The organism is Commensalibacter intestini A911 (assembly GCF_000231445.1).
Taxonomy (GTDB): Bacteria; Pseudomonadota; Alphaproteobacteria; order Acetobacterales; family Acetobacteraceae; genus Commensalibacter; species Commensalibacter intestini.
Map to the genome: position 1 here is coordinate 1 of NZ_AGFR01000014.1, position 24,257 is coordinate 24,257.

At 38.2% G+C, this 24,257-nt stretch carries 20 protein-coding genes and 1 tRNA gene; 4 read left to right on the forward strand and 17 right to left on the reverse strand.

Annotated features, from left to right (window positions below):
* From CIN_RS10605 to CIN_RS10680, 16 genes are all read right to left on the reverse strand, one after another.
* The coding region (locus CIN_RS10605; protein ID WP_040364446.1) for a Hint domain-containing protein at positions 1 to 5,072 on the reverse strand (5,072 nt) is incomplete at its 3' end.
* 121 nt (positions 5,073 to 5,193) lie between these two features.
* Positions 5,194 to 5,547 (reverse strand): DUF6616 family protein, encoded by a 354-nt coding sequence (locus tag CIN_RS10610; RefSeq protein ID WP_008855099.1) that lies wholly within the window; start codon positions 5,545 to 5,547, stop codon positions 5,194 to 5,196.
* Positions 5,548 to 5,653: 106 nt separating this feature from the next.
* Positions 5,654 to 6,151 carry a DUF2147 domain-containing protein gene (locus CIN_RS10615; RefSeq protein ID WP_008855100.1) on the reverse strand — a complete coding sequence of 166 codons (498 nt, stop codon included), beginning with the start codon at positions 6,149 to 6,151 and terminating at the stop codon, positions 5,654 to 5,656.
* A gap of 46 nt (positions 6,152 to 6,197) precedes the next feature.
* Positions 6,198 to 6,455: a glutaredoxin 3 gene (gene grxC / locus CIN_RS10620; protein ID WP_008855101.1), complete on the reverse strand. Its 258-nt coding sequence runs from the start codon at positions 6,453 to 6,455 to the stop codon at positions 6,198 to 6,200.
* Between the two features lie 103 nt (positions 6,456 to 6,558).
* A complete protein-coding gene (locus tag CIN_RS10625; RefSeq protein WP_256967809.1) occupies positions 6,559 to 7,248 on the reverse strand; it encodes a ComF family protein in 690 nt (229 codons plus the stop codon).
* Positions 7,249 to 7,336: 88 nt separating this feature from the next.
* A complete protein-coding gene (locus CIN_RS10630) occupies positions 7,337 to 7,753 on the reverse strand; it encodes a secondary thiamine-phosphate synthase enzyme YjbQ (protein ID WP_040364454.1) in 417 nt (138 codons plus the stop codon).
* Positions 7,754 to 7,758: 5 nt separating this feature from the next.
* Positions 7,759 to 8,769 (reverse strand): tryptophan--tRNA ligase, encoded by a 1,011-nt coding sequence (trpS, locus tag CIN_RS10635; protein ID WP_008855104.1) that lies wholly within the window; start codon positions 8,767 to 8,769, stop codon positions 7,759 to 7,761.
* A gap of 27 nt (positions 8,770 to 8,796) precedes the next feature.
* Positions 8,797 to 9,291 (reverse strand): FKBP-type peptidyl-prolyl cis-trans isomerase, encoded by a 495-nt coding sequence (locus tag CIN_RS10640; RefSeq protein ID WP_040364448.1) that lies wholly within the window; start codon positions 9,289 to 9,291, stop codon positions 8,797 to 8,799.
* Between the two features lie 16 nt (positions 9,292 to 9,307).
* Complete coding sequence (locus CIN_RS10645; RefSeq protein WP_008855106.1) at positions 9,308 to 10,537, reverse strand: argininosuccinate synthase; 1,230 nt, start codon at positions 10,535 to 10,537, stop codon at positions 9,308 to 9,310.
* Positions 10,538 to 10,646: 109 nt separating this feature from the next.
* Positions 10,647 to 11,801: a toll/interleukin-1 receptor domain-containing protein gene (locus CIN_RS10650; protein ID WP_040364449.1), complete on the reverse strand. Its 1,155-nt coding sequence runs from the start codon at positions 11,799 to 11,801 to the stop codon at positions 10,647 to 10,649.
* 26 nt (positions 11,802 to 11,827) lie between these two features.
* Positions 11,828 to 12,772, reverse strand: coding sequence for a 2-oxoglutarate and iron-dependent oxygenase domain-containing protein (locus CIN_RS10655; RefSeq protein ID WP_040364450.1), 945 nt, complete (start codon positions 12,770 to 12,772; stop codon positions 11,828 to 11,830).
* A gap of 126 nt (positions 12,773 to 12,898) precedes the next feature.
* Positions 12,899 to 13,744 (reverse strand): class I SAM-dependent methyltransferase, encoded by an 846-nt coding sequence (locus CIN_RS10660; RefSeq protein WP_008855109.1) that lies wholly within the window; start codon positions 13,742 to 13,744, stop codon positions 12,899 to 12,901.
* 116 nt (positions 13,745 to 13,860) lie between these two features.
* Positions 13,861 to 15,249: a phosphoglucomutase/phosphomannomutase PgmG gene (pgmG, locus tag CIN_RS10665; protein WP_008855110.1), complete on the reverse strand. Its 1,389-nt coding sequence runs from the start codon at positions 15,247 to 15,249 to the stop codon at positions 13,861 to 13,863.
* On the reverse strand, positions 15,249 to 16,133 hold the full coding sequence (gene galU / locus CIN_RS10670) for a UTP--glucose-1-phosphate uridylyltransferase GalU (protein WP_008855111.1): 885 nt from the start codon (positions 16,131 to 16,133) through the stop codon (positions 15,249 to 15,251). The genes pgmG and galU overlap by 1 nt, the downstream gene beginning before the upstream one ends.
* A gap of 268 nt (positions 16,134 to 16,401) precedes the next feature.
* Positions 16,402 to 18,672: an NADP-dependent malic enzyme gene (locus tag CIN_RS10675; RefSeq protein WP_008855112.1), complete on the reverse strand. Its 2,271-nt coding sequence runs from the start codon at positions 18,670 to 18,672 to the stop codon at positions 16,402 to 16,404.
* Positions 18,673 to 18,786: 114 nt separating this feature from the next.
* A tRNA-Leu gene (locus CIN_RS10680) sits at positions 18,787 to 18,872 on the reverse strand.
* A gap of 76 nt (positions 18,873 to 18,948) precedes the next feature.
* Here CIN_RS10680 and lipB point away from each other — a divergent pair.
* The gene (gene lipB, locus CIN_RS10685; RefSeq protein ID WP_008855113.1) at positions 18,949 to 19,635 is read left to right on the forward strand and encodes a lipoyl(octanoyl) transferase LipB; all 687 of its coding nucleotides are present in this window, start codon (positions 18,949 to 18,951) and stop codon (positions 19,633 to 19,635) included.
* Here lipB and CIN_RS10690 read toward each other — a convergent pair.
* Positions 19,632 to 20,240, reverse strand: coding sequence for a LolA family protein (locus CIN_RS10690; protein WP_050798434.1), 609 nt, complete (start codon positions 20,238 to 20,240; stop codon positions 19,632 to 19,634). The genes lipB and CIN_RS10690 overlap by 4 nt on opposite strands.
* A gap of 178 nt (positions 20,241 to 20,418) precedes the next feature.
* On the opposite strand from CIN_RS10690, the gene CIN_RS10695 reads away from it, so the two are divergent.
* From CIN_RS10695 to CIN_RS10705, 3 genes are read left to right on the forward strand one after another with little or no spacing between them, the layout of a single operon-like run.
* Entirely contained in the window at positions 20,419 to 21,030 is a 612-nt protein-coding gene (locus CIN_RS10695) for a DnaJ domain-containing protein (protein WP_245527843.1), read from the forward strand.
* Between the two features lie 55 nt (positions 21,031 to 21,085).
* Positions 21,086 to 22,102 carry an AAA family ATPase gene (locus CIN_RS10700; RefSeq protein WP_008855116.1) on the forward strand — a complete coding sequence of 339 codons (1,017 nt, stop codon included), beginning with the start codon at positions 21,086 to 21,088 and terminating at the stop codon, positions 22,100 to 22,102.
* 20 nt (positions 22,103 to 22,122) lie between these two features.
* Positions 22,123 to 24,045, forward strand: a complete 1,923-nt coding sequence (locus CIN_RS10705; protein ID WP_008855117.1) for a cobaltochelatase CobT-related protein — start codon at positions 22,123 to 22,125, stop codon at positions 24,043 to 24,045.
* The last annotated feature ends 212 nt before the right edge of the window (positions 24,046 to 24,257 follow it).

The window sequence follows — 24,257 nt, forward strand, 5'->3', positions numbered from 1 at the left end:
CTATATGTATTTCCTTTAACATCAACAGGTTGAAGTCTCTCACCTTTTTGTGTGATCAAGCAAAGAGCTGGGTCACGGGTAACTTCAGGTTTAGAAACAAGTGCATATCCTTGTTGTGTTGCGCGACGATCCAAACGTTGCCAAATTGGCTCTACTTGGTCTCTTGCAACAGTCAATGGTGCAGCTGCACTATTTTCCCAACTTTGATGGTCTGCATTTTCGTCAAAGGTTAAGTGCAAGTTAGCAACATCACCGTTGAATAAATGACGATCATCTGTGTTCAAATATGACTCAGTTGTTAGATTTTCTGATAACAGAATTGAGTGTGTTTCTGTTTCAATATGGTAAACAGTAAATTGTTCAATGGTTGTATCTACGATAATAGAACGTCCATTAACCAACATACGTGCTGGGATCAGCCCACCATCAACAAAAATGGTATGTTCTGGGGTTACCAATAAATCACGACAAGGTTGGTTTAATCCAAATGCATGTGCTTTGATACGAACAGGATATAATGGACCTTTATTTTCATAATGGTTTACATTGACATCCATATTACCAGCCCAAACAATTTCCTTGCTGACCTGTTGTCCATTCTCAAGGGTAACCACATGATCACCAGCTTTAAGGTTTTCAACAGTAACTTCACCTTCTGGTGTCAAAAGATGAGTGCCCGTTAAGAAACACTTCGTGATAACCAAATCATAACCCGTAGGAGAAGCACCATCCGTTGTAATCAAGACGTTTGGAACTTCACCTTCAACAGCAGGTGTATAATTAAACTGAGCCAGCTGTTCTGTTTTTCCAGTGGTTGCATTCACATAGCTAACTGTTAAGACACCATCAGCATAACTGGTGATATAACGAGTTTCGTCAAGGTAACCATCTTGCGCTGCAAATACCAATTTATGTGATAATGCAAAGTTATTAATAGTTAATCGACCACTTTCATCCACAATATTACCAGCATAAGCATAAATACCATTTGCTTGATTACTATCAAAATTAACAGTGTGATAACTCATACTACTTCTAGCAGTAATAGCTTGACCCGCAATAATAACCTCACCGCCATTCACGTTAATAACTGGCATACTCGTAGCTGTTGCAGTTGTTTGCAAGCTATTAATCGTTAGAGTAGCACCAGTAGAAACATTAACAGTAACAGTACCCTCTGAATTATCTAATGATAAATTCTGAATGGTTACATCAGCACCAGAAGAAACGTTCAATACACCAGAATCTGAAAGTGTTACAGTATTAGCAAAAGTGTAATCACCCATATTCAAGATATTGTTGTTATTAACTGTAGCAGAAGTAATAGTTAATGTAGCGGTTGAACCTTCAGTAGGAGTAGCTGCATTACCGGTATCAAATACCCCACCACTAATTGCGGCACCAAAGTTAATAGCACCTAAACCACCAGAAGCACCAGCACCAATCACAACACTATTCTGATTAGCAGCAAAGCTCCATCCAGCAACTGAGAAACTTGCATTAGAACCAAATGTTATTGATGTTGCAACAGCATTCATATTAACAGTACTAACTTCGAAGTTTGTATTAGCACCAATATTCAATGTAGCTGCCTCAGCAGTATTAGCGATAAGGATATTACCATTCACTGCTAACGTACCACTACCACCATAAGTAAGACTGGTTGTTGCAGCACTAAGTTGAATACCATTTATACCAATACTTACATTATTACCAGCAGCAGCTGAAATTAATGTATTGGTTCCAACACCAGCAATACCTGTAAGATGAATATGACCACCTGTACCCGAAATCGTAAGGGTATTTGATGCATTCATAATAACATTACCACCAGAAATTTGTCCACCTAAAGTAAGTGAATTGTTACTGGTAAGAATAACATTGCCCATTTCTAAAGTTGATGTTGCATTACCACTAGCATCAACGCTACCAGCAATACCTGTATCAAACCCACCATCTCTAGCAGTAGCAGCAAATGTAATATTTCCTAGTGTACCTGTAGCACCTGCGCCCAATACGATCTTATCGGAAACACCGCTAATATTCCATCCAGCACCAACATTATAGTTAATATTAGAACCAAATGATAAAGTAGGAGCATTTCCTACAATACTAACGTTATTAGCAACATTAAATGATCCACCTGCACCTTGGCTATAATTAGCAGAAGTAGCAAGATCGAAATCGCCACCAACACTTACGTTTGTGTTGCTACCAATAATTGTGCTAAGAGTACCACCTGCAGCTGCACTCACATTATATGTGCCTGCCATGCTGAAGTTAGCATCATTACCTACACTAACAATTTGACCTGTTCCTGCAAGTACGAAGCTATTACCTGTACCAGCGATAGCAACACTACCACCATTACCAACAGCAAAAGTTTCACCAGTTCCTGACATGTTAACGCCACCGGTTAAGGAAACGCTTGCACTAGAACCTAAAACAACAGATTGTGTTGTTCCTGTCAAAACCAATGAAGTAGCATTAACACTAGCAAGAGCACCAAAACTCATGATTTGGCTGGTATTTGTTACTGAAATGTTACCTGCAACAAGAGATAGATGAGCATTATCACCCATACTAAATGTTTGTTTAGTACCATTCATAACAAGGTCAGTAGCTGCTTGAACAGTACCATTAGCGCCAAACACCATTGTTTGACCGGTACCATTTAAAAGTACAGAACCATTATCAACAATCAAGCTATTGCTATCTGCCATTTGGAACCAGTTAGAGTTCGCAGCACCAACATTAGCACCCGCAAAGTTAACATCACCATTTGCAACACTTAAAATACTTGAACCTTGAAGAGCAAAAATACCATTAGATAATGTATCTGTGAAACCACTTTGAAGAGTAATTGTTGTATTTAACCCAGCTGAGAAGTAGTCGTTTACAGGAGCTGTTGTAACAACACCCGCACCCATTGACATAGTAACTGCATTTAAGACCAATGCATTGCCAAAGGTCATGCTGTTATTAGCACCATTCAAAAGAACAGAACCAGATAGATCCATGGTTACATTGCTACCATAAGCCATTGCAGCAGAGCTAACGCCTTGACTGAATATATATGTAGAAGCATCATAGCTATTATTTGTGCTTAAATAATAATCACCAATAACAACAGAGTTTGCTACTACATCAACAGTATTACCAAAAGTAAATTTACCAGCGTTTTGATTGATTTCGATGTTACCATCATTAGCAAGAATTGACATATTGCTATGACCAGTATCATAGTCACCAGATGTCAATACGATATTGTAATTATCACCAATATTTACACTTGTTAGGCTTGTAGCAGTATATACATAGTTTAAACCACTAATTGCAGTAGCATATGCTTTATAATAGTTACCTGCACTAATTGTACCAGCACTTAAAGTACCTGTTGTAGCACCTGTAGCATCACCAGCAAGTGTCAAATAGTTACCATTACCGTCTAGATCAATACCACCAGAAAGATGAATATTTGCTCCTGCACCAATAGTAATACTATTATTTATTCCCGTTTGGTACCAAGAATAATCCATAGCAGAACCCGTTGTAGGGTTAATACCATTATAGTCTTTAGCAAAGTTACCAATAGAAATGTTATTAGCAGAAATTACCGCACCAGTACCAATTGATAATACCGCTGCACTTGCATCAACAACAATCGCACCATCAGATCCCAAATAGAAATTAGAACCATTATCAATATGACCAGACTGTGCAAGGATAAGTGTTGCATTATTACCAATAGTCATAGACGCAGCAGCAGCTGATGCAGCAGCAGCAAGAATAGCACCAGTATTTGGATCTTGCCCGTAACCAACTGACAATTCTAATGCACTTAGCGTGAAATTACTACCAGCCGAAACAATACCACCAGCCTGAGCAGCAAAGTTACCATAGTTTGCTTGGTCTAGATCAACAGTGTTATTATCACCAATAACTAAACGACCCTTACTACCTGTATATTGGTTAGAATAAGCTGCGCCCATACCACCATAAACATAGAAAGAGTTGTTAATCCCTGTGCTGATCAATGCACCAGAACCAACGAACATACCACTACCTGTGGTATAACCAGTACTAACTTTATCATTAGCGCCGAACATAGCTGATGCGTTCATGAACACACCAAACGTTCCACCAACATTCAATTGGACATCACTGCCAAATGAGTTGGTTACAGCTGCTAAACCGACTTGAAGATCCCCAATGGCACCCCAGTCACCGTTAACATCAGCTCTGACTCCATTTTGGAAAACAATGTTACCTGTTCTTGAGTTCTGTTGAGCTGTACCAGAACTACCACCAGCAGCCCCTTTATTAGCAACACCACCAACATAACCATTCGCACTCAAATAAGCGTTACTGTTAAGTTGTAAAGTTGGTGTTGTTTTACTGTTATAGGTTAGATTTAAGTTACCGTTAGCAGTACTAACAACACTAGTATAAGCACCACTACCAATAATCACAGCGTCATTAGCGCCAATAGTCATTGCACCAGCAACAGAAACGGTTACTGAACCAACTGTGCTATACAAGGCACTACCTGCGCGACCATCTGAAGCTGTACGAGCACCAAATGTCACAGATGTATTTACACCTTGAGGAGTAGCGCGTACATAACTATATACATTAGTTACACCCGCAGAAGCGTTGTTAACTATAGCATTCCAATTAGAAATAGATCGGTCAGCAATTAAACTGTTTGCATTTACAGTACTGTTATAGTACGTAGACGCTGACATCAATGAATCTGGATATACAGCTGCATTTAAAGTAGTAGGATCACTAAAAGTAGCAGCATTTTGCAAAGTGCCATTATAGTATGTTTGATCCAAAGCAGATAGAACTGCTGAGCTGTATGCAGAATCAATAGCTGAAGCAGCTGAACCCATTGAGCTATCAGATGAAACACCTGATAAACCACTGGTCAAACTGCCAGCGCTATTTAAATTACCAGCACTAAATAAAGCGCTAGTTAACGATGATGAAACAGCATCATCGGTTGTCGCAACAACTGTTGCGACGTTATCAATACTTGACGTATTGCTTGTGTTATCTTCAGACATTAAATAATTCCTAAAAATGAATAATCAAGTTATTATTTTAGTATTTAATTTCTGTATTTATATTTAGAATTATTAAGTATTATTTATTGATTTATATAATTAAATTTTAAAGTAGCGAATCTTATTCAGCTTCTAGATCAGCCAAAACAATTTCCGCAAATTGAGGAACGTTAAGTGCACGCCCACCAATATTAACTACATCAAAATATTCGTTCCATTCGCTTTCACGCAGATTCTGAGTAATATGCTTACTGACCTCTTCGATATCGACAGACCACATCACGTAGAACTCATAATCCACAACTCTAGGAATTTTAGAATCAATTTGACCCGTAGCTATTAGCTGGACTCTATTCTCCCCAGCCAAAGAAGATAAATTTACAATCATACGTTGTAAAATTTGCTCTTTAATTGGTCTGGCAACTTTTTTCCATTTATCTTTAGGTGAAAAAACTTGCGTTACAACATAAGCCATTTTAAATTCCCTTTTAGATATAATTATGATATCTTAATAAATAGCGGATTGAATAGTAGCCAAATTTCACTAATAACAATATTTATCCTTAAAAGTCAATGACTATTCACTTTGAAACTGGCAATAAACAGTTTTTTAAAATTGGCCCTGCGTAACGATGCCAAGTGTGCGTTTCACCAAATAAACTGATTCCTAAATAACCACGCACCTTTAATTCACCTTTATCAGAAATCCAAATTTTAGCATCATATCCCTGCTCATCTCTGGGATCAAAAATCCGCCCTAACCAACGCTTTCCCGATGAATCTGGAGTAAAATTGCGTAGCATTACAAAATTACATTGGGAGTTGCCTTTTTTACTGTTAGGAGGCAAAGGCGTTGTATATACCATTCCAACAAAGCGACCACACAAATATTGGCCACAAGAGTAAATTTGAAAAGCACCGTCATCCTCTTTAGTCGCCCATATCCCCACTTCAGGAGGAACAGTTCGCAAAGAGTTCGCAAACTGTTGAGCTCGGAGAGGCGCAGAATAAGTTAAAAGCGTAATAAATAAAAATGCAATAAAAACAAATATATTAGAACGTTTAAATGCAATAAACATTTTTAATCCTCACTTTTAACTCATCATAAAAAATACCTAAATCAAACTAAATATTCAGTAACTTTTGAAGCTCACCAGATTGATTTAATGCCATTAAATCATCACATCCACCAATCCCTTTGCCATCAATAAAGATTTGCGGAACTGTTGTTTTTCCACCAGAGCGTTCAATTGCCTCTTCACGTTCTTTACTGCCTTTAGGAGCATTAATTTCATGAACTGCAACATCTTTTGCTTGAAAAAGCATCAGCGCTCTTTGACAAAAAGGGCAACCTGGTTGAGTATAGATTTCAATTTTAGCCATTGTTTTATTCCTTATTTATAAATTTATTAATCATTTAAAATATAAATAACTGATAAAAACAAAACAAGACTTCTATCAAATTTCTTTTATTAACCCATCAACCCTACATGACTTTTGCTGTAACCAACACATCAACATAAGCAACCTCAGCATTTAACAACGTCAACGTACACTCCCTCAATGTTGATCCTGTTGTCATCACGTCATCAATCAATAAAACTCTCTTATTAGCCAATCGACCTCCCCATCTTGCCGAAACAACAAAAGCATCTTTTAACAAAGACTGACGCTCTACTTTATTAAAATGCCCGAGAACAAGAGTTTCTTTTAACCTCAATAACCCCATAGGTAACACATCAACCTTACCCATACGTCCCAGCTGCCAAGCCAATAATGCGGATTGATTATATTTACGAAATCTTAACCTATTTTTATGTAATGGAACAGGAATTATAAAATCTGCTTGGTGAATTAAATCTTGGGCTGAGCGATACATAAACTGAGATAAAAATCCAAGAGCCTTTTGCTGATCCCCATATTTTAGAGGCATAATTAGCTTTTTTAATCCCTCATTATAAATAAAAGGCGCCCTACAATCATGCCAAAGAATGGAAGAATCTTCACATTCCAAACAAATAAAACTATTCCCAGCCTCTTCAGCAGAAACAAAAGGCCGCGCACAAGATTGACAATAAGGAGATTCTATAAATTCTAATTGTTTGAAACACTCGACACACACCAAACCAGCATGCGACACACGAGTGCGACACATCAAACAACGTGGAGGCATCAAAAAATTTAATAATGAGTGATAAATAAAGACAAACCTTTATCCTGCTCTTTTTTATAATATCGCAATAAAAAAGAGCTGTTAAAAAAGATTATTCGCCTAATAAATGCATCGCGATTTCACGCAAATGAGGATGCTTACGATGCTCAAACAAGTAAATACCTTGCCACATTCCCATAACCATTTGCCGATTAACCACTGGAATAGACAAAGAAGTTTGCGTCAACACAGTTTTAATATGCGCAGGCATATCATCCGCACCTTCACTACTATGCTGGTAATAACGATTTTCAGGAACCAAATCATCAAGATAAGTTAAAATATCTTGGCGGACATCCGGGTCAACATTTTCCTGAACAATAAAAGATGCGGAAGTATGCTTACACCACAATGTCAAAAGGCCTGTCACCATCCCTGTTTTTAAAATCCAATTTGATATTTCCATATTTAACATAGTCAAGGACTGACCATGCGTTTGAATTTGTAAAAAACCAGTTTGCTGCTTCATCATGACTATTTAATAAACCCCACAATTGCTTCTGCTTCAGAGACAATTGGCTCCGCAATCGCGGATGCTTTTTCTGCCCCTTGTTTTAAAATAGCATGAATATGCGCTTGATCTGCTAATAATTTCTTTGTTTGTTCACGAATAGGTGCAATATGTTGAATTAATACATCAGACAAAGCAGTTTTAAACCCACTAAAGCCTTGCCCAGCAAATTCTTGCAACGTTTGATCAACTGTTTTATTCGCCATAACAGAATACATAGAAACAAGGTTTAATGCTTCCAAGCGACCTTCTAACCCTTCTTTCTCAGAAGGCAATGGCTCTGAATCACTTTTTGCACGTTTAATTTTATTCGCGATAACGTCGTCTTCATCCATCAGCTCAATCCGCCCTTGTTCAGAAGGATCAGATTTAGACATTTTCTTACTACCATCACGAAGATTCATCACCCGAGCACTAGTCGTAGGAATATATCCTTGCACTTCTGGGAAGAAGTCCGTTTCATAATCATGATTGAATTTTTGAACAATATCATTTGCCAACTCTAGATGTTGACGTTGGTCTTCACCCACAGGCACACAGGTTGCCTTATAAGCCAAAATATCCGCAGCCATTAAGTTCGGATAAACATAAAGACCCGCAGAATGCGCTTCTCTATTTTTCCCAGCTTTATCTTTAAACTGGGTCATCCGATTCATCCAACCAATACGCGCAACGCAGTTAAAAATCCATGCTAAACGCGCATGCGCTGAAACCGCAGATTGATTAAACAAAATCTGTTTTTGTGGATCGATCCCTGCAGCAACTAAAATCGCAGCTTGTTCAATGACTTGCTTTCTTAATTGCACAGGATCTTGCCAAACCGTTAGGGCATGCATGTCAACAAGACAGTAAATACATTCATTACCTTCTTGAATATCAACCCAGTGACGAATTGCCCCCAAATAGTTTCCTAAATGAGGAATCCCTGTTGGTTGAATGCCTGAAAAAACTCTTTTTCCTAACGGTTTAGACACAATAAAACACCTTTGTTTTTATGAAAATTAATTAGACCCACCAGCACCCTTAGTCACACCAACCAAATGGATTTTAAAGACCAATGGACTGTTTGAAGGAATAACACCCATGCTTTTCTCTGCATACCCCAAATTAGGAGGCACAAATAATTGCCAAGTATCCCCAGGGTGCATCATTGGTAATGCTTCTATCCAAGCGGGAATTAATCCATCAAGAGGCAGTTGCATTAACCCACCACCATGACGGTCTGAAGCATCAAAAATAACACCATCTGGCAAGCGACCTTCATATTCAACCAATACTAAATCCCCTTTAGATGGGGATGGATCATTAGGATCACCTGATTTAATAACACGATAGGCCAAACCACTAGGTAATGTTTTTACATTTGGTTCAGCTTCAACTTTTTTCATAAATTGAGCTGGCGTTAATTGAACATCTTTATCCCCAGCACATGCCACTAAAGGTAAAGCAAGTAATGCAGGCACTGCAAACGCTATTAGTTTCTTCATAACCGTCATTCCAATTAATTAAGTATTATAAACCACCACCACGACGTCCTGATTGCGCACCCAGACGTAAACGTAATGCATTTAATTTGATAAAGCCTTGAGCATCAACTTGGTTATAAGCACCTTCGTCATCCTCAAAGGTCACCACACGCATATCATATAAACTATTTGGGCTTTCACGCCCCATAAGGATGATATTGCCTTTATATAGTTTTAAGTGGACGCGACCATTCACCGAATGTTGGCTTTCATCAATTAATGCTTGCAACATGCGACGTTCTGGAGAGAACCAGAAACCATTATAAATCAACTCTGCATAACGTGGCATAATGCTATCTTTTAAATGCCCAGCTTCACGATCTAAGGTAATAGATTCCATGTTTCTATGAGCAAATAATAAAATTGTTCCTCCTGGGGTTTCATAAATCCCACGAGATTTCATTCCAACAAAACGGTTTTCAACCAAGTCTAAACGACCGATCCCGTTTTCTTTACCCAATTCATTTAAGCGGGTTAATAAGGTTGCAGGAGACATTGCCACGCCATTAATCGCCACAGGATCACCAGATTTAAAATCAATAGTAATTTCAGTCGCTTTATCTGGAGCATCTTCAGGAGAAATCGTGCGTTGGAAAACGATTTCATCTGGAGCAACCGCTGGATCTTCCAACAATTTTCCTTCAGATGAAGAATGCAATAAATTTGCATCGACAGAGAATGGTGCTTCGCCACGTTTATCATGTGCAATCGGAATTTGATTTTCTTCAGCAAATTGCAATAAACGCGTACGAGAGGTTAACTCCCATTCGCGCCAAGGAGCAATCACTTTGACATCTGGTTTTAATGCATAATAAGCAAGTTCAAAGCGAACTTGGTCGTTCCCTTTTCCTGTTGCCCCATGAGCCACCGCATCAGCACCAACTTGTTCTGCAATTTCAATTTGACGTTTTGAAATTAATGGACGTGCAATGGAGGTTCCAAGCAAATATTGACCTTCATACAAGGTATTGGCACGAAACATTGGGAAAACATAGTCACGAACGAATTCTTCACGTAAATCTTCAACAAAGATTTCTTTAACACCAAACATTTCAGCTTTTTTACGTGCTGGCCCTAATTCTTCGCCTTGCCCTAAATCTGCGGTAAATGTGACCACTTCACATTCATAGGTTTTTTGCAACCAACGCAAAATAACCGACGTGTCCAACCCACCAGAATAGGCAAGAACAACTTTCTTCACCTTTTTTTCTGCCATTTGCTTTCTCTTTCTTGTCTTTGAGTCCAAATAATTGCTGTTTTTATAGCACTATCAACTGTTTTTTAAAATAAACATTCTTAGAAATAACATAAATTAGTATTGTTTTTTATTTTAACCCTAATTGTTCTTTCGCTTGCTTGGATAATAAAGAATATATTTCTTCATAAGAAACAGAAATTGATGGATTACCAGCCATGTAGCTACATACTTGATAATTACGAAATTTAAATTCTATATGATGATCAGCAAAAGAAAAGTTACTTAGATCTTCATGATTTTTCGTGCCATTTATAATCCACTCATTATCATCTGCATGTAAATAAAGGATTAATCTATTTCTAACAATCTGTTGTAATTCACTAAACCCATTATGTTCATCTTTTAACAACCATGAAACAGATTCTATTTTAGTTAAAGGATTTAAAGTAAAATTATAACACTCTGTCCATTGTATTCCATGGTTTCCACTAGCCCTATACGCATCAAAATCATACTGTATTGAAATAATATTACCTCTAATTTTTATACTGTGCAGCCCGCCCTCATATTTATGAGTTCTATAATCAATTGAACAATCTCGGCGATATTCATCCTGATAATAATTAATGTCTTGCTCAAATCGATAAGACATCGTTTCTAAAGCTCTTTCTCTAAGCTTTCCATTAATAATATCTGCAATATAATCAATGTCTTTATAATGATTAGATTGAAATTCTATAAAGTCAAAATTAACTTTATATCCAGGAAATCCATCCCAACTTTTTTCAATAGGTTTAACAGTCCAAAAAACGTTTGTCTCTTCTTGCACATGCTTCAACTCAATTTTCATTTTCTCAAATTGAGTTTTAATAGAATCTAATATTTGTTCTTTACCGTCAGATAAATACCCATTAATCATTTGTATATGCTGCAACGCAACAGGCCGTTCTATCTGCTCTTGTTCTATATCATCAAGCAATACTGGAATAATATAGATATCATCATCTAATTTTTCTTCTAAATTTTTAAGAGACATTTTAACTTCTCTTTGATTATAACCTCTTTTTTCAATAAAATTTTTAGAAAGAAAAATAATCACAAGTGCAGCTTGTCGAAAAGCTTTATTAATCTCAAAATCCCATTGCTGGCCACCTTTCAACCGTTTACAATCCATCCAAACATTAATGCCATGATGTTCAAGATAATCATAAAAAGGCAGCACTCGTTCTTGGTCTTTTACAGTATAACTTATAAAAACAAGTGGGTTCTCCATATTCGACATGCTCTACTCTTCCTTACAATAGCTACCTAATCATTATAAGCTGTTTTAAACCGTTTCAACAACCAATCTCTACACGTAACTGCTTCATATTTAGGTAGATTTTGTTCGTCTGAACATTGTGGCAAACACTGAATCAATTGACTAGGATGAGGCTCTGTAAAAAAAGGCATAGATATTCGATCTTGACCAATATTTAAAACTCTGTGCGATGTGCTTTTGTAGCAATCATTTGTCCACATCGCCATCATATCCCCAATATTAACGACAAAGCCATCTTGAACGGGTGGCACATTAATCCATTGATCCTTTTTACTCCTAACCTGCAAACCTCCCACATGATCTTGATATAAAATTGTTAGAATCCCATAATCTGTATGCGCACCACAAACCACTCGATTATGTTGCTCAGGAAGTGCTGGATAATGAATAACTCTAAACGTGCTAAGCGATTCAAAAAACATTGCGTTAAAAAAACTCTCTTCGAGATCTAACCCTAACGCTATAATTCTAAATAGAGCTCGTGCTAGCTCTGTCATTTTTTGATAATGCGCTTCGAAAACTTCTGTCCAACCAGGCAACAGCGCTTCAGGATGTTGATTAGGCCCACGAAAAGGCTCGTTCCTCTGCACTTCGGGATGATCTTTTCCTAAAGGATATCCCATATCAAACATTTCTTTATAATCAACACTATTTTTATGATCGAGCTGTTCTAACTCGTGACTGCTATAGCCTCTATAGATTTGATTATTCAAAATACTAATCGTTTGTTTTTCTAGCATCGAAAGATCAAAAAAGCGTCGAGATAAAGACGTGATTGTTTGAATATCATCCCGAGAAATATGATGCCCTGTAATACAAAAAAAGCCTGAATGACGACAGGCATAATCAACTTTTTTAGCAAGCTCTATATGTTTAGACTTATTATTTTGATAGATATCAGAAATATCAATAATCGGAATATATTCCTGCATTCTCAAACGATCCTTACTTGAGACAAAAGACAATTTAAGAATAAAATATGGATGACTTACTATTATTCTACAAGAGATAAAAAGACGCAGAAACGTTAATCTCCCTAAAACAATCAAAGTAATAGCTTAATTTGTTAACGCATCCTCCAAAGACACAGAAAACTGCCCTGGTTTTAGAGGCTGCTGCTGCGATGCATCTGGTGCCCATCCAGTCAAAATTGCAAAATCTAAAGGTGCTGCAATTTCGCCTTGCTCCTCTAACTTCGCCATACTACTCACCAACAAAGATTTACTTGAGAATGTTTTTTGTTGCTCTAGCAACGCATTCGTTTCCCCTGACAACCGCAAGTCTTTCATCAATCCTATTGCTGAACGATAGACAAAAGGAAGCTCCTCTTTATCAACAACAGGCAATGCAAATCCTGCCCTCTGCATTAACGTTGCACATGCGCGCAAATCTGGAAAAGGAGACACTCGAGGAAATACTCGACCACACAATTCTGCCTCTTGTTCTGCCATAATATGACGCAAATTCGATAATGTTGGTAAGATCGGCACTGCTGCCAAAAACAAACCATCAGGTCTTAAAATATTTTTAATTTGCAATAACGCCCCAGGAAGGTCATTCACCCAATGCAGATTAAAATGAGCAATCACCAAATCAAAACTTTGCGCTTTAAAAGGCAAAAACTCTTCATCCATGCAAACGGATGGATTATTATTTAAAGAAACTAACCGTTGAGATAAATCAGCAGAAACAACGTTCATTCCTCTGGATTGCAATGCTGAGGCAACCACACCACGTCCACCAATTTCCAAAACATCCGTAAAAGGCCGCTGAATATCATCTAAACGATCTAATAAACGTTCTGCACAAATTTCTACCACTTCTTGCATTTGATGGTGATGCAATGCTGCCCTGTCACGATGGTGTCGAACAAGCTTACGATTAAATAAAACAGGTACAGTCATTTTCTACAAACATCTCTAATAATCAATATGAAGGTAAGGTAGACCTTACCTCACAAACAAAGAAAGGCGCAACCTTTACAGTTACGCCTTTCCTCAAAATAACTTAAAAATCAATTTTAGATTTCAGGAAGTTCAACCCCAGAATTACCTAATTGAGTTTTTAAAGCATTTTTTAACTTTTCAAGACCTTCAATCGTGGTGCTTTCAGCTCTTGCAACCAATGAAGCTTGAGTATTAGACGCTCTTAATAACCACCAGCCATCAGGTGTATTCACGCGAACGCCATCAATCGTCACCACGTCTGCTTTTTCAGCTTTCAAACGTTCTGCAACTTCATGCACTACAGTGAATTTACGATCATCTGGACAATCAAAACGAATTTCAGGAGTGGAAATCGCTTTAGGTAATGATTCTGTAATTTCAGAAAGAGGACCTTTTAAACGACTAACGATATCTAATGTTCTGACTGCAACATAAAGCGCATCGTCAAAACCATACCATTTATCAGCAAAGAAAATATGCCCTGACATTTCTCCGCCTAATAACGCTTTGGTTTCAGCCATTTTTGCTTTAATCAAAGAATGCCCAGTGCACCACATTAATGGATTTCCACCAGCTTTTTTAACTTCTTCAAACAAAATTTGGCTTGCTTTAACGTCAGCAATAATGGTTGCGCCTTGATGATCTGGAAGGATATCACGGCTATAAACAATCATAAGTTGATCGCCCCAAAGGATATTACCTTTGTCATCAATCACACCAATACGATCTGCATCACCATCAAAAGCAATCCCAAGGTCGGCCTTACGTGCAGCAACTTCTTCTTGTAACTGAACAAGATTTTTAGGAACCGTTGGATCTGGGCTATGTGCTGGGAAATTCCCATCAATAGTGCCATTCAAAACAAAATGCTCACCAGGTAATTGTTGAACCAATTTGGTTAACACTTCACCAGCAGCACTATTACTATTATCCCAAACAACTTTTAACTTACGATCGGTAATACCAAAATCTTTGAGAATACGAGTAACATATTCATCGACAACATCAACTTTACGAACGCTACCAATACCTTCTGGAACAACATCCCCTTTAGCAACTTGCACGCCTAACTCTTGGATTTGCTTACCATAAAAGGATTTGCCAGCAAGCATAAATTTCATGCCGTTATATTCTTTTGGATTATGGCTAGCAGTCACCATCACTGCGCCATCAGCTTCCATCGTTGTTGCAGCATAATACAACATTGGGGTTGGGCCACGACCAATACGAACCACTTCTAGTCCACATTTTTTTAAACCATCAACCAAAGCAGCTTCTAAGTCTGGAGAGCTAACGCGCCCATCATAACTCACAACAACTTTTTTACCGTTATTGCGAACAATCAAACTACCAAATGCACGACCAATTGCATAAGCATCTTCGATAAAAAATGTTTTATCATAGACACCACGAATGTCATATTCACGTAAAATGCTTGAATCAATATTTCTTTGATGTTCCATTATTTTTCACCTTCATGTGCATATTTCTTTAAAATCTGACGCATAGAGGATGCTAAATCTGGACGTTGCAAAGCAAAAGCAATTTGAGCTTCTAAGAATCCTGATTTGCTACCACAATCATAACGTGTGCCTTCATAACGTAATCCATGGAAAGGCATTTTTCCAATCAGTTGTGTCATTGAATCGGTTAATTGCACTTCATTCCCTGCACCACGTTCCATTTTGGAAAGATAAGGCATAATTTCTGGTGATAAAATATAACGACCAATCACAGAAAGATTAGAAGGCGCATCCTCTGGATTTGGTTTTTCCACAACACCAGCAACTTTTACTAAATGACCATCATCAGAAGCAACATCGACAATACCATAGCTGGATGTTTTTTCTTTTGGCACTTCTGAAACTGCAACAACGTTACCACCATATTGATTATAAACCTCAACCATTTGAGATAAACAACCACGTTCGCTTAAAATTAAGTCATCTGGTAATAAAATAGCAAAAGGATCATCCCCTACGAATGTACGTGCACACCAAACAGCATGCCCCAATCCCAAAGGATCTTGCTGACGCAATGCTGTCAATGATCCAGCTTGAATACTTGACGGCTGCAAAGCTTCTAAAGCCTCTTTCTTACCTTTTTGACGCAATGTGTCTTCAAGTTCATATGCTATATCAAAATAATCAATCAAAGAATCTTTACCACGAGCGGTAATCAAACAAAACTGTTCGATTCCTGCCGCTCTTGCTTCGTCAATTGCATATTGAATCAATGGACGATCCACAACGGGTAACATTTCTTTTGGCATAGATTTGGTTGCAGGTAAAAAGCGCGTACCAAATCCAGCAACAGGTAATACAGCTTTACGTAGAGGTTTAATCACAGAATTGTACCTTCAGTTAACTTTATATTAATATCCAGACATATAACAGAAATCATAGAGATTTCAAAGAATTTTACGCTTCATATTTCCTTCATAAAAACATGTAACATATTGATTTATATCATTTGCACATTTTAAAAAGATTATCAGCATTGCAAAAATGACATAAATACCACTTATAGCCAGATAAATTGTCTTATAATGTGAAGTCCCATTACACAATATAATGAGACATAATAGTTTTTAAAACTCCTAGAACAATAATGCTCTATAATGTTTGTTTAATGGCAATCATCGCCAAATTTAAAATACCACGTGCACTTGTACTCTCAGTTAAAATATGTACTGGCTTTGTTGCACCCAATGTAATTGGGCCAATTTGCAAAGCATCTCCAACAACGCGACTTAAAGAAAGACCAATACTGGCAGAATCTAAACAAGGCATAATTAATAAATTTTCATTGCCTGTTAACGCTGAATTCTCAACTAAACGGCTACGAATCATTGGACTTAACGCCGCATCGCCTTGCATTTCACCATCAATTTCTAAAGTAGGATCTTTTTCTTTAATCAACGCTAATGCTGCACGCATTTTTTCAACAGAACCAGAATGTCCTGTTCCAAAAGAAGAGTAAGAAAGTAATGCCGCACGAGGTGGCAATCCAAATTTAGATACGGTTTCAGCAGCCAATAATGTCAACTCAGCAATTGCTTCTGCAGATGGCTCTAAATGCAAATGAGCGTCCCCAACAAAAAACACAACATTTGATTGTATTAACGCAGAAATTGTATGGAAATCTTTTACATCGGGACGTTTAGGAATAATATTTTTTAAATATTTAAAATGACGGAACCATTGTCCATACCCACCAATGAGTGCAACATCCATATGCCCTTCTCTTAACAACATCGCAGCCATAATTGACTTTCTACGATAAAGTTGTTCAGAAGCTAACGAAGGAGGAACGCCTTCCCTTTCGACAAGGTCTTTATAAGGTTTTTCTAGGGATTGTAACAATGGATCATCGTGTCTGGGTTCAAAGACCCCAACATGCTCATCAACCTTTAAGCTTAGACCCAAGCTTTTAATTTTTGCTTGAATTCTTTCTTTGTTCCCAATCACAAAAGGTTTAGCTAATTTATCATTCACTAAAGTTTGGATTGCACGTAATACACGCTCATTCTCTCCCTCAGAGAAAATGATTTTTTTTAAATCAGGGCTTCTACGCACTGATTCAAAAACAGGTTGCATCACTTGACTCGTACGGAATACAAACTCTTGCAAATGATCTTTATAAGCTTGAAAATCTTCAATAGGCTGCGTTGCAACACCACTATCCATCGCTGCTTTTGCCACAGCTGGAGCAATTTCCAAAATTAATCGAGGATCAAAAGGTTTTGGTAAAATATATTCTGGCCCAAATGATGGTGCTTCCCCACCATAAGCAGCAATGACTGCTTCACTGGCTTCTAATGTTGCCATTTTTGCCAAAGCATAAACCGCAGCATGTTGCATGGCTTCGTTAATTTCTTTGGCCCCAACGTCTAAAGCACCACGGAAAATAAAAGGAAAACACAGAACATTATTAACTTGGTTTGGATAATCAGAACGACCTGTCGCAAGAATTGCATCTTTTCTAACTTTTCTTGCTTCATCAGGCGTAATTTCTGGATCAGGATTCGCTAATGCTAAAATAATTGGCTTTTCTGCCATATGCTCTAAATATTCAGGCTTTAAAACCCCTGCCGCAGATAACCCAAGAAAAATATCAGCGCCATTAATCACTTCTGATAACTTACGCGCATTCGTCTCTTTGGCATAACGCGCCATATTTTCAGGCATGTCTGGATTACGACCTTTCCAAACCACCCCATCAATATCCGTTAACGTTACATTCTCGACTTTTAACCCAAGGCCAACCATCAAATCAACACAAGCCATTGCTGCTGCACCAGCACCAGAGGTTACTAGCTTTACATCTTCAAGCTTTTTATTTTGAATGCGCAAAGCGTTCACCAACGCCGCGGTCACAACAATCGCTGTTCCATGTTGATCATCATGAAAAACAGGAATATTCATTTTAGATTGAAGTTTTTTCTCAATATAAAAACATTCAGGTGCTTTAATATCTTCCAGATTAATCCCACCGAATGTCGGCTCTAACGCAGCAACCACACTACAAAAATGATCTGGATCTGTTGCATCAACTTCGATATCAAACACATCAATACCAGCAAATTTCTTGAATAGAACGGCTTTTCCTTCCATCACAGGTTTACCAGCCAAAGGCCCGATATTTCCTAGTCCAAGAACGGCAGTACCATTTGAAATCACAGCAACCAAATTGCCTCTAGCTGTATATTTATTAGCTAAAGAAGGATCTTTTTGAATTTCTAAACACGGAGCCGCAACACCAGGAGAATACGCCAAAGATAAATCACGTTGTGTTGCCATTCTTTTAGTTGGTGTAATGGTCAATTTACCTGGCTGTGGATATTGATGATAATCCAAAGCTTCCTGTTTAAATTTTTCTTCCATATTTTCCTCTATTGATGGTCGAGTTTAAATCTTAATAATATAAAGACTATTCTCGGTTATCTTAGAACAGATAAAAGAAAAGGAAAATCACTCTTTTTTGAAAATAGGAAAAAGTGGTGCGGTCGAGAAGACTCGAACTTCCACGGGGTTGCCCCCACAAGCACCTCAAGCTTGCGCGTATACCATTCCGCCACGACCGCACATGACAAACCATTCGATATGATGGTATGTATCATGAATGTGTTTTCTCTATAACCGATCAAAAGATTTCATGCAATGACCTTTTCTCCAATATTTTTACAAAAAAGTAAAAAAATTGTCTCTTATCCCGATGCATTGCAGCATATGCAGGAATATACACAGAAAATTTATGAAAAAAAACAGCCAGAATACTTATGGTTTTTAGAGCATTCCCCTTTATATACAGCGGGAAATTCTGCCAAAGAACATGACTTAATCAACCCACAACATTACCCAACTTTTTATACAAACCGTGGAGGACAATGGACTTATCACGGCCCTGGGCAACGTGTTATTTATATCATGATGGATTTACGAGAGGATCATCAAGCTTTTCCCCCCAGAGATATCCATGCATTTGTCAATGCGATTGAAGACTGGATCAGTCTCAGCTTAAAACAATTTAATATTCAAGCTGAAAAAAGAAAAGATCGTATTGGATTGTGGGTTATTGATCCTATAACGAACAAAGAAGAAAAAATTGCTGCTTTAGGTATAAAACTCAGTCGCTGGATCAGCTGTCATGGCATCGCACTCAATGTGTTACCTAATTTAGAAGATTATTCTGGAATTATTCCTTGTGGATTACCCGAATATGGTGTGAGCAGCATGCATAAATTAGGCGTTCATTGTTCTTTAGATGAGGTCGATCAAGTTTTATGCCAACAATGGCAAAAGATCTTCCCTCACCCATTAATAAAAAAACAAATCTTTATCGATTAATTACCATCGGGATATGCAAAATATCCTGATGAAACATGAACGCCACTTTGTATATTTTCAAGGTCCATAATACTACGTCGTTGACGCACATCAACGGCTTGCATTTGCTTTAATGTTAAAACACCATTTACGTCTGTAAAAAGTAATGTAAGTAATCCTTGGGAAGGATTATCAGAACTTGCCATAGAAATCTGCAACAGATTTCCTTTATGCTGAATATTAGTCACTAAAATGGGTTCAGCTAGATGAACAGGCGTTTTTAACATTAACCCTAATGGATTGCGAGCCAACCCAATATGGGTCACGGATTGATTGCTAAAATCTTTTGCAACCATACGCTTATCTTTTGCCACCACAATCATCGGCGCTGGAGTTTCATAATTCAACCTCAGCTTTCCTGGCTCATAAATAATACGCCCTGTTGATTTACCACCATCTGGCCACGTTTGAGTAAACTGCCCCTCGAACCCTTGGGGATTATTTAAATAAGTTTCAACTTGTGAAATCGCTGTTAACTCGCATGTTGGACGCAATTGTTGCCCACCATGACATGCCGCCAATAGCATTGGCAATAAAAGCAATACACCTCTTCGCATCCACTTCATCTTTATTCCTTTATATTTATGCAATATCGTTTGCGCAATCATAACTTCAATTGAACCACAGGCAAACAAGTTTCAATCAATACCCTCACTTTTCGCGCCTTAACTTTAATTGATATCAAATATTGTTTTTTATGTTTTGAATATAATATGATAAGATCACATTCCTTTAAGAAAAAGCTTGATTATAATTACCTATACAATGACTGCTCATAAAAAACGTTTTCGTGCCTTTGATCCTGACCCTGACTGTCCCAACCACAAATGTTGCGACATGCCTAGCTGCGACCAAATTGCAGGTTATAAAGCACCAAAATCTCGACAAAATTTAAGAGATTATTACTGGTTTTGTTTAGAGCATATCCGTGAATATAATAAGAACTGGGATTATTGTAAGGGCATGACCCCTGCACAAATAGAACAACATCTCAGATCCACGACCGTATGGGATAAACCCTCTTGGAAACTAGGCCAACTGGGTAAAGCAGACTTACTCAAAGAACAATATTTCAAAGATTCTTTGGGATTATTTAAAGATCATCCTGGATTTAAGCAAAGCAAGTCTAGTCCTAGCACTCCTCAAGCCCCCAAAGAATTACGTCATTCTTTGCAGACCTTGGGATTAACATGGCCACTTTCTTTACAAGAGCTCAGAAAACAATATACGATATTAGCACGTCAGTACCATCCTGATACTAATCATGGGGATGTAAGCATGACAGAGCAATTTAAAAATATTAGTGCTGCGTATACACAGCTCCGTACTCATTTAGTGAATTCAGTAGAAATCTAATACCCATTATACTTCATTGACAATATATGATGACCAAAACAAAGGATTGTTTATAATGACTGAAAAGCCTGCCGCACCGATACAAGCGACCAATGCTGATCTTCCCCCAACATCTGTTCTCTCTGAACCAGATATGAAATTTAGTGTCAGAAAAACATTTAATATTGACCTTGATATGGAAGTCTTCGGTTTTTCGGTAAAGACCTCTTTAGTTCCTGACCTCGACCCGAACTATTGCTTTGATAAAGAAATTACTCAGGCTATTTTGGCAGGTTTTAGATATAATCGTCGTGTGATGGTTCAAGGGTTTCATGGAACAGGGAAGTCCTCTCATATTGAACAAATTGCAGCACGATTAAATTGGCCTTGTGTGCGTATTAACCTAGACAGCCATATTTCTCGTATTGATTTGATTGGTAAGGACGCAATTGTTCTTAAAGACGGCAAGCAAATCACTCAATTCCAAGAAGGTCTCCTTCCTTGGGCTTTGGAAAATCCTTGTGCATTGATTTTCGATGAATATGATGCTGGTCGCCCTGATGTGATGTTCGTGATTCAACGTGTTCTTGAAGCTGAAGGAAAACTTACACTTTTAGATCAAAACCGAGTAATTCGTCCGAACCCTTTCTTCCGTTTATTTGCTACCGCTAATACCATTGGTCTGGGCGACACCACAGGACTCTATCACGGCACACAACAAATTAACCAAGGTCAAATGGATCGTTGGAATATTGTGGCGACCTTGAACTATCTTCCACATGAGCAAGAAGCCAATATCATCATGTCTAAAATGGGTGCAACCAAAGAAGACAAAGAAGCAACCCAAATGATTGACTCAATGGTGGCGTTAGCAAATTTAACCCGCGCAGGCTTTTCAACGGGTGAGATCTCCACAGTGATGTCTCCACGAACCGTCATTACTTGGGCTGAAAATTTTGAGATTTTCAAAAACTTAGAATTAGCTTTCCGCCTAACTTTTTTAAATAAATGTGACGAAGCAGAACGTCCAACTGTTGCTGAATATTATCAACGTTGCTTTAACGTTAATCCTTTATCTACCGATTTAGCTTAATTCATTATCAGGAGGAACCTATGTCAGACGAGACCAAAATACCCCCATCTGCAACACCCATTCCTCCTAAGAAACCTGATAAAAATGAATATGACCCCGAAAAATTTAAACAAGCTACCATCGGGGTTATTCATGCGCTGAGCGGAAGACAAGATGCTAGTGTATATTTTTACTCTGGCATCATGCGCCAACAATCCCCACAAAATACCATTACGCCAACGAATGTGCATTTACCTAACCCACCAGACATTCATGATCCAGTCATGATGAATCAACTGCGTGGAACAGCAGATGCTCTTGCGCTGCGATTAAAATATCATAACCCAAAAATACATGAGGCCACACAACCCACGATTTCTGATGCCAAAGTCACCTTTGATGCATTGGAACAAGTCCGCGTTGAAGCTTTGGGTAGTCGTCATATGCAAGGGGTAGCCGCAAACCTGCGCTTTGTTCAAGAATATAACAGCCATGCCGAGGGGCATGCACGCATGGACAAAGCAGAGCAACTTTCTCCGCAAACTGCCCTTGCTTTATTAGCCAGAGAAAAACTCACAGGAGAACCTGTTCCAAAAGCATCTCGGCGTATTGTGCAATTATGGCGTAATCGACTGACAAAAAGCGGCGAAGATGCATTGGAGCAAATGTTCCTTAACATGGATAATCAAAAAGAATATGCCGCAGCTTCACAACAATTATTAACTGCTTATCAGCTCTTAGAAGATTTAGAAGAAAAAGATCAAGACTCTTCAAATGATCAAGAAAGCAACGATCAAGATTCTCCTGATACTGCCGAAGATCCTTCTGAAGACGAACAATCTGAACCTCAAGAACAAGAGCAGCCAGAAGAACAAGCTCAGCAACTTGCTCAAGGCATGGATAGTGATGATGTCTCTGATGCAGATGACGGCGATGGATTTAAAACTCAAGATACGCCTGCAGGGCCAAAAGAAGGCGAACTTCCTCCGTTAAACGAGGTCGAAGATGCTGGCTATCATATTTATACCAAACGATTTGATGAGATCGTTTCCGCGGATCAAGTCTGTAATGCGGAAGAGCTAGACTTCCTGAGAAAACAGCTCGATCATCAATTACAAAGCATGCAGAATATTATTGCTAAATTAGCCAATCGTCTGCAACGAAAACTCATGGCACAGCAAAGACGTCGTTGGAATTTCGACCAAGAAGAAGGGTTATTAGATGCGAGCAAATTACCACGCATCATTACCAATCCTATGTATTCGCTTAGCTATAAATATGAACAAGAAACTGATTTCAAAGATACGGTTGTTACATTACTCATTGATAATTCTGGGTCTATGCGAGGCAAGCCGATTACAATTGCTGCAATGTGCGGAGATATCTTAGCCAGAACCTTGGAACGTTGTGCGATTAAAGTCGAAGTTTTAGGCTTTACAACTCGTGCATGGAAAGGCGGACGTAGTCGTGAAGATTGGCTCAAGAATGGCAAGCCAGCCGAACCAGGACGGTTAAATGATTTACGGCATATTATTTATAAATCCGCGGATCAACCTTGGCGACATGCCCGTAAAAATCTGGGGTTAATGTTGCAAGAAGGATTGCTCAAAGAAAATATCGATGGAGAATCTTTGCATTGGGCTTGGCAACGCCTGCGCGTGCGTCCAGAAAAGCGTAAAATCTTGATGATTATTTCAGATGGTGCGCCTGTCGATGATAGTACTTTATCCAGCAATAATCCTGAATATTTAGAAACACATTTACGTCGTATGATTGCCCGTATTGAGTCTCAACCTGATATAGAGCTGACCGCCATTGGAATTGGACATGATGTCACCCGTTATTACCAACACGCGGTCACCATCACCAATGCCGAGCAACTAGGGGGAACAATGATGCAGGAGCTAGCTGCGCTGTTTGATCCAAAAGGACAAAAGCAACGCTTGCACAAAGAGATAAGTTGAAGTGTTTTTTAACCCCTCTGCTTATCATTAGCACTCGTATTTATTCCTTTTATTGCCTTAATAGCAAGAGCTTCAAGCTATCAATTATAAGATCTAAGCCATGGATATCAGCATGAATGGTTGCCCCTATTATGTTATCTACCATTCTGAATATCCTATTGTAATATTGATGATAAATTTGTAATGATTAGTTTAAATTCTGAGTTTGAATT

Excerpts from the sequence above, each read along its gene's own strand:
- CIN_RS10610 (WP_008855099.1), bottom strand. The coding sequence starts at position 5,547 with ATGGCTTATGTTGTAACGCAAGTTTTTTCACCTAAAGATAAATGGAAA.
- CIN_RS10615 (WP_008855100.1), bottom strand. The coding sequence starts at position 6,151 with ATGTTTATTGCATTTAAACGTTCTAATATATTTGTTTTTATTGCATTT.
- grxC (WP_008855101.1), bottom strand. The coding sequence starts at position 6,455 with ATGGCTAAAATTGAAATCTATACTCAACCAGGTTGCCCTTTTTGTCAA.
- CIN_RS10630 (WP_040364454.1), bottom strand. The coding sequence starts at position 7,753 with ATGAAGCAGCAAACTGGTTTTTTACAAATTCAAACGCATGGTCAGTCC.
- CIN_RS10640 (WP_040364448.1), bottom strand. The coding sequence starts at position 9,291 with ATGACGGTTATGAAGAAACTAATAGCGTTTGCAGTGCCTGCATTACTT.
- CIN_RS10645 (WP_008855106.1), bottom strand. The coding sequence starts at position 10,537 with ATGGCAGAAAAAAAGGTGAAGAAAGTTGTTCTTGCCTATTCTGGTGGG.
- CIN_RS10650 (WP_040364449.1), bottom strand. The coding sequence starts at position 11,801 with ATGTCGAATATGGAGAACCCACTTGTTTTTATAAGTTATACTGTAAAA.
- CIN_RS10655 (WP_040364450.1), bottom strand. The coding sequence starts at position 12,772 with ATGCAGGAATATATTCCGATTATTGATATTTCTGATATCTATCAAAAT.
- CIN_RS10660 (WP_008855109.1), bottom strand. The coding sequence starts at position 13,744 with ATGACTGTACCTGTTTTATTTAATCGTAAGCTTGTTCGACACCATCGT.
- pgmG (WP_008855110.1), bottom strand. The coding sequence starts at position 15,249 with ATGGAACATCAAAGAAATATTGATTCAAGCATTTTACGTGAATATGAC.
- CIN_RS10675 (WP_008855112.1), bottom strand. The coding sequence starts at position 18,672 with ATGGAAGAAAAATTTAAACAGGAAGCTTTGGATTATCATCAATATCCA.
- lipB (WP_008855113.1), top strand. The coding sequence starts at position 18,949 with ATGACCTTTTCTCCAATATTTTTACAAAAAAGTAAAAAAATTGTCTCT.
- CIN_RS10690 (WP_050798434.1), bottom strand. The coding sequence starts at position 20,240 with ATGAAGTGGATGCGAAGAGGTGTATTGCTTTTATTGCCAATGCTATTG.
- CIN_RS10700 (WP_008855116.1), top strand. The coding sequence starts at position 21,086 with ATGACTGAAAAGCCTGCCGCACCGATACAAGCGACCAATGCTGATCTT.
- CIN_RS10705 (WP_008855117.1), top strand. The coding sequence starts at position 22,123 with ATGTCAGACGAGACCAAAATACCCCCATCTGCAACACCCATTCCTCCT.